This is a genomic window from Paracoccus sp. SCN 68-21, from assembly GCF_001724535.1.
Classification (GTDB): domain Bacteria; phylum Pseudomonadota; class Alphaproteobacteria; order Rhodobacterales; family Rhodobacteraceae; genus Paracoccus; species Paracoccus hibiscisoli.
Genome location: NZ_MEES01000052.1, coordinates 1 through 6,487, shown reverse-complemented (window position 1 = coordinate 6,487; position 6,487 = coordinate 1). Strand labels below are relative to the sequence as shown.

General features: G+C 65.7%; 8 protein-coding genes. 2 read left to right on the top strand and 6 right to left on the bottom strand.

The genetic code is table 11. The annotated features are described in order from the left end of the window. Positions 1–77 precede the first annotated feature (77 nt). From ABS73_RS12460 to ABS73_RS12435, 6 genes are all read right to left on the bottom strand, one after another. Positions 78–410 carry a hypothetical protein gene (locus ABS73_RS12460; RefSeq protein ID WP_277020179.1) on the bottom strand — a complete coding sequence of 111 codons (333 nt, stop codon included), beginning with the start codon at positions 408–410 and terminating at the stop codon, positions 78–80. Positions 411–519: 109 nt separating this feature from the next. After that, complete coding sequence (pheS, locus tag ABS73_RS12455) at positions 520–1,602, bottom strand: phenylalanine--tRNA ligase subunit alpha (protein WP_277020185.1); 1,083 nt, start codon at positions 1,600–1,602, stop codon at positions 520–522. Between the two features lie 99 nt (positions 1,603–1,701). Continuing rightward, positions 1,702–3,108, bottom strand: coding sequence for an alanine/glycine:cation symporter family protein (locus ABS73_RS12450; RefSeq protein ID WP_277020176.1), 1,407 nt, complete (start codon positions 3,106–3,108; stop codon positions 1,702–1,704). 60 nt (positions 3,109–3,168) lie between these two features. Continuing rightward, entirely contained in the window at positions 3,169–4,524 is a 1,356-nt protein-coding gene (locus tag ABS73_RS12445; protein ID WP_277020182.1) for a cytochrome P450, read from the bottom strand. 119 nt (positions 4,525–4,643) lie between these two features. Continuing rightward, positions 4,644–5,081 (bottom strand): VOC family protein, encoded by a 438-nt coding sequence (locus ABS73_RS12440; protein ID WP_277020173.1) that lies wholly within the window; start codon positions 5,079–5,081, stop codon positions 4,644–4,646. A 150-nt stretch (positions 5,082–5,231) separates the two neighbouring features. Beyond that, a complete protein-coding gene (locus ABS73_RS12435; RefSeq protein ID WP_277020170.1) occupies positions 5,232–5,405 on the bottom strand; it encodes a CsbD family protein in 174 nt (57 codons plus the stop codon). Between the two features lie 133 nt (positions 5,406–5,538). Between ABS73_RS12435 and ABS73_RS12430 the strand changes: the two genes are divergently transcribed. Then, positions 5,539–5,910, top strand: a complete 372-nt coding sequence (locus ABS73_RS12430) for a transposase (protein ID WP_286693478.1) — start codon at positions 5,539–5,541, stop codon at positions 5,908–5,910. Next, a partial coding sequence (locus ABS73_RS12425; protein ID WP_286693477.1) for a transposase occupies positions 5,897–6,487 on the top strand: 591 nt, incomplete at its 3' end. The genes ABS73_RS12430 and ABS73_RS12425, both read left to right, overlap by 14 nt.

Genomic DNA, 6,487 nt, shown 5'->3' with positions numbered 1-6,487 from the left:
GCCCTTGGTGACATCTGCAGCATGTTCTCACCCGAAGAATGCTGGAACTACTTCCACGCTGCAGGCTATGTGTCAGGTTAAAAGCGAAATGCTCTAATCTCTGTTGCGACAGGCTTCGGCACCATAAGAAACATGAGTTTCAGTTCCGCAGTTAGTGTGCCGAACGCCTCATCGAATGCCTTGAGGGCTTCTTTTCTGGTTTCATCCCGGGTTGCACTCTGACAAGCGACCAGAAGGCTAGCCTCAGCCTTTAAGTACCGTGCAACGGCAAGCCGAAGCTCCTGATCGATACTTAGTTGACGATCAACGTTTTTTTGCCACGGGTAGGCAATTAGTGCGATGAATAGAGCTGTGGTGGACCCGAGTACTGCACCTGCGGCGTCTAACGGAAGAACAAGCAGAAGGCCCATTGTAAGGTTTGCCAGCCAAATCGCTCTGGTTAGATACGTTAATTCGCCCTTCTGAATCTCAGACAGAAGTATGTTGAACCAAGCTCTGTATCCTCGCATTGCGGTTGCATCACCTACTCAATCCACCCGACACACTCGGCACGTCGCCTGCCGCGAAGCCGTAGTGGCGGAGCCAGCGGAGGTCGCTTTCGAAGAAGGCACGCAGGTCGGGGATGCCGTATTTCAGCATCGCGAGGCGGTCGATGCCCATGCCGAAGGCAAAGCCCTGCCATTGGTCGGGGTCGATCCCGCCCGAGCGCAGGACGTGGGGGTGGACCATGCCGGAACCCAGGATCTCCAGCCAGGAGTTGCCCTCGCCGATCTTGAGCTGGCCGCCCTCCCAGGAGCAGCGGATGTCGACCTCGGCCGAGGGTTCGGTGAAGGGGAAATGCGACGCGCGGAACCGCAGCTCGACCGAGGGGACCTCGAAGAAGGCGCGGCAGAATTCCTCCAGCGTCCATTTCAGGTGCGCCATGGAGATGTCGCGGTCGATGGCCAGGCCCTCGATCTGGTGGAACATCGGCGTGTGGGTCTGGTCCATGTCCATGCGATAGACGCGGCCCGGCGCGATGACGCGGATGGGCGCGCCCTGATCCTGCATGGCGCGGATCTGGACGGGGCTGGTATGGGTGCGCAGGACGTGCGGCGGGCGGTCGTCGCCGGGCGCGCGGTGCATGAAGAAGGTGTCATGCTCCTGCCGGGCGGGGTGTTCGGGGGCGATGTTCAGCGCGTCGAAATTGTACCAGTCGGATTCGACCTGCGGACCTTCGGCGACGGCGAATCCCATGTCGGCAAAGATCGCGGTGACTTCGTCGGTGACCTGGCTGATCGGGTGGATGGTGCCCTGGCGGCGCGGGCGGCCCGGCAGGGTCACGTCCAGCCATTCGTCCTTGAGGCGCGCGTCCAGCGCCGCATCCTCCAGCGACAGCTTGCGGGCGCGCAGGGCTGCGTCGATCTCGTCGCGGATCTGGTTCAGGGCCTTGCCGGTGGTCTGGCGTTCCTCGGGCGACATGCGGCCCAGTTCGCGCATGCGCAGCGACAGATCGCCCTTCTTGCCCAGGGCGGCCAGGCGCACCTCCTCGATGGCCTGCGGGTCCGAGGCGGCGTTGATACGGTCAAGCCATTGCTGGCGCAGGGGGGTCAGATCGTCCATCGCATCGCTCATCACGGGGCCTTTCCTGGTTGGCCCCGCGTTAGCATGGCCGGGCGCGCGGGGTAAAGACCGCGCGCCCCTGCCTGTCCGGCGTGCCGGTCAGTTCCAGATGTCGGGTTTCACGCCGGGCGCGATGCCGGGATGGTCCTTGATGTGGAACTGGGGCTCCTGCCCCAGTTTGCGCTGGCGGAGGTAGTCGCGGGTGACGTGCGCGACGGTGCCCGACAGCGCGACGATGGCGATCAGGTTGATGGTGGCCATCAGCCCCATGCTGGCATCGGCAAAGTCGAAGACCGTGGCGACCGCCTGCAGCGAGCCCCAGATGACCATGCCCATCGCGGCGACGCGCAGGATCATGATCCCCGGCTTGCCCGCGCCCATGAAGACCAGCGAGTTCTCGGCATAGGAGTAGTTGCCGATGATCGAGGTGAAGGCGAAGAAGAAGATCGCCACCGCAATGAAGATATGCCCGAAGGGTCCGAAATGGTCCGACAGGGCGGCCTGGGTCAGGTTGACGCCGGTCAGCTCATCCGAGGGGATGACATCGGCCAGAAGGATCATCACGGCGGTCGCGGTGCAGACCAGGATGGTGTCGATGAAGACGCCCAGGGCCTGCACAAAGCCCTGAGAGGCCGGGTGGTGCGGGTTCGGGATGGCCACCGCGGCGATGTTGGGGGCCGAGCCCATGCCGGCCTCGTTCGAGAACAGGCCGCGGCGGATGCCGTTCATCATCGCGGCCATGACGCCGCCCGCGACGCCGCCCACGGCCTCCTGCAGGCCGAAGGCGGAGCGGATGATGCCTGCCAGGATGCCCGGCACCTCGGAAAAGTCCATGACCAGCACGACGGCGGCGACCAGCAGGTAGATGCCCGCCATGAAGGGCACGACCAACTGCGCCACCCGCGCGATCTGGGGGATGCCGCCAAAGATCACCACCCCCGCCAGCAGCGCCACGACGCCGCCGACCAGACCCGCGTTGATGCCAAAGGCGCCCTCGACCGCCTGGGCGATGGAATTGGCCTGCACCGCGTTGAAGACCAGGCCGAAGGCGATGATCAGCGCCACGGCAAAGATCCCCGCCAGCCAGGGCAGCCCCAGCCCGCGCGAGATGTAATAGGCCGGACCGCCGCGATACATGCCGTCGGCGCCATGCACCTTGTACAGCTGCGCCAGCGTCGATTCCGCATAGGCCGTGGCCATGCCGACCAGCGCCACCATCCACATCCAGAAGATCGCACCCGGCCCCCCCAGGGTCAGCGCCACCGCGACGCCCGCGATATTGCCGGTGCCCACGCGGCTGGCCAGCGACACCGACAGCGCCTGGAACGGAGAGATGCCGTCACGGTCGGTCTCCCCCGACCCGCGCACGCAGCGCCACATCTCGCGGAAATGCACGAATTGCAGCAGGCCAAGGCGCGCGGTGAAGTAGATGCCCACGGCCAGCAGGCCATAGACCAGCACATAGCCCCAGAAGATGGTGTTGAGAAAGTCGATGATGGCGATCATCGCGGTTCCTGCTGTGCGTTTTGCGCAGTCTGTAACAGCCATGTGAGGGGTGGCAACCGCTTAGTCGCGGGGCGTCACCGTCAGCCAGACGCCGCCTTCGGGGCGCAGCGTCAGGATCATGCGCGGCTGCGGCTCGCGGCCCGGCACGCGCTGAAAGCGGAACCGCGCCAGCAGGGTGGCCAGGATGATCACCGCCTCCTGCAGGGCAAAGCTGGCGCCGATGCAGATGCGCGGCCCCGCCCCGAAGGGCAGGAAGGCATAGCGGTCGGGAGCGGTCAGAAAGCGGTCGGGGTCGAAGGCGTCGGGCCGGTCCCACAGCTGATGGTGCCGGTGCAGGGCATAGACCGGCATCATCACCGTGTCGCCGGGGCGGATTTCGCGCCCGCACAGCGTGTCTGCGACCTGGGCCGTGCGCGACAGGAAGGCCGCGGGCGGATAGAGGCGCAACGTCTCGTTGACGATGCGCATGGTCAGGGGCAGCGCGCCCAGGTCGGCGGCGGTGGCGGCGCGGGCACCCAAGGCGGCGCGGGCCTCATCGGCGGCGGCCTGCTGCACGGCGGGGGCGAAGGCCATCAGATACAGCGCCCAGGCCAGGGTCAGGGCGGTCGTCTCGTGGCCCGCCACGATGAAGGTCAGCAGATTGTCGCGCAGCTCGTCCCGGGTCATGGTGCGGCCGGTCTCGGGGTCCTGGGCCACCAGCAGCAGGTCCAGCAGGTCGGGCGGGCCGTCCTTGGCGGCGGCGGCGGCGCGGCGCGCGATGGCCTGATCGGCGATGCCCTTCATCTTTTTCAGCCCCGGCCCCGAGAACAGCCGCCCCGGACGCGGCAGCCAGGCGGGCAGACCCAGCACATCCATCAGCGACAGCTTTGCCGTCTGCGCGATATAGGCGTCGATCGAGCCATGCACCGCGTCGCGGTCGAACATCCCGTCGCCCGAAAAGGTCACGTCCGAGATCACCTCGAAGGTCGCGGCCACGGTCTCCTGGAACAGGTCGACCGGGCCGCGCGCCTCTGACAGGCGGCGGCAGGAGGCCTCGGCGGCGGCGGTCATCACGGGGCCCAAGGCCTCGACATGGCGCTGCGCGAAAGCGGGGGCGGCGGCGCGGCGCTGCCAGCGCCAATGCGCGCCTTCGGCCACGAACAGGCTGTCGCCGATGGCGGGGTTCAGGATCAGCTTGGTCGTGACCGATTTTGGATAGTCATCGACCTTTTCCTTGAGGATGCGGCGCAGGGCGGTGGGGTCCATGACCATGTGCCAGCGCACCCCGGTCTTGCCCGAGACCATCGGCTGCCGGGTGGCGATGGCGGGGATCAGCTCCAGCACGTTGCGGCGCGCGGTCATCGCGGTGCCCCACAGGCCCAGAGGCACCGTGGCCAGCGGCACCTTGGCGGGATCGGCTTGGGGCAGGTCGAGCATGGCGGCGGCCTCTGGTCGGATGGCATTCCCCTCAAGCTGGGGGTCGGGGGCGCCGGGGTCAACCGCCCGGGGCATGCGTCAGTGTCGCGGGCCAAGGCCGCGGCGCCGGCCAGAGGGCTTCAGGGGTCGGCGTCATCGGGGGGTGGAAGCATGTCGGGGTTCCAGACGACCTCCCACAGATGTCCGTCGGGGTCCTGGAAATAGCCCGCATGACCGCCCCAGAAGGTGTCCTGCGCGGGCTTGACGATCCGGGCGCCGGCTTGGGCCGCCCTGTCCAGGATGCGGGCGACCTCGTCGCGATGGGTCACGTTATGCCCCAAGGTCAGCGCGGTGGGGCTGACCGGCTGTATCGGCAACCCGGTATCATGGGCGATGTCGGCCTGCGCCCAAAGCGCCAGCGTCAGGCCGCCCGATAGGGCGAAGAACGCCACCGCCCCATGCGGAAATTCCTGCCCGACGATGCCCTGCGTCGGCAGCCCCAGCCCGTCGCGATAGAAGGCCAGCGACCGGTCCAGATCGCGGACGCCAAGCGTCACGACGGAGATCCTGGGTTTCATGCGAGGCCCCTTCCTCAAGGCGCGGTCCGGGCTGTCCCGGTCACGCTGTCCGAGGATCACCGCAATGGGGTCGCTGGGTCAATACGCTGGTCCCCAAGACGGCAGAAGCCCCGCCAAGGCGGGGCTTTCGGGTCGTGCGCAAGGGGTCGATCAGATGTCGTTGCCCAGCTTGCCCTTGACGGTGCCGGACACGTCCTGAGCCGCGCCCTTGGCCTTCTGGGCCTTGCCTTCGGCCTGCAGGCGCTCGTTGCCGGTCACGTCGCCGACGCCATCCTTGATGCTGCCGGCCAGTTTGTTGCCTGCGGCTTTCGCCTTGTCGGTCATTTCACCCATAGGACGTTCCAGACCGTGTGAAAACCCAAACAGGATTCCCAGCCTAATGTGGCCATGGTATCCTCGGGCCATGGCACATATTTCAGGCGATGATCGGTCCCAACTTCTGCTTTTGCCGGACTCTGTGGACGACTATGTGGGGCCGGACAACGTGGTCCGGTTTATCGAAGCATTCGTTGACGGGCTTGATCTGAAGGCCGCTGGCTTCGAGCGGGTCCGGGCGAAAACGACCGGCCGCCCGGGATATGATCCGGCCGATCTCTTGAAGCTCTACATCTACGGATACCTGAACCGGGTGCGGTCTAGCCGCCGGTTGGAGGTCGAGACGCGACGCAACCTCGAAGTGATCTGGCTGCTCCGCCGTCTGACGCCCGACTTCAAGACAATCGCGGATTTTCGCCGCGACAACAGGACTGCGTTCCGCCAGGTGTTCCGCGAATTCGTGGTGCTGTGCCGAGAACTCGACTTGCTTCGGGTGCGAATTGATCGCGATTGACGGCACCCGGATCAAGGCGGTGAACAGCCGGGAGCGTAATTTTACCAAGGCCAAACTGGCGAAGGCTTTGGCCGAGAGCGATGAGCGCTTGGCGCGGTATCTCAAGCAGCTCGATGAGGCCGACAAGGACCATGAGGTTGCGCTGGAGAGCGGCACCGTGGAGAAGCTTCAGGAGAAGATCGCGGTGATCCGCGATCGGCGCGAACGCCTCGAAGGCCATGGCAAAGCCCTTGCGGACAGCGGCGAGGACCAGATCTCGCTGACCGATCCGGACGCACGTGCGATGCACTCCAGCAGCCGCGTTGGGGTTGGCTACAACATCCAGATCGCTGTGGATACCAAGCACAAACTGATTGCCGAGCAGCAGGTCCACAGCAAGGTCAGCGACCTTGGCCTGATGACCGAGACCGCCGAAGCCGCGCGTGACACACTTGGCGTCGACAAGATCGATGCGGTGGCTGACCGGGGCTACTTCAAGATCGAGGATATCGAGGCCTGCGAGGCGGCAGGCATCGTACCCTACGTTCCCAAACCGCAGCGTGGATCAGCTGGTGCCAAGGGGTTCTTCGGCAAGGAG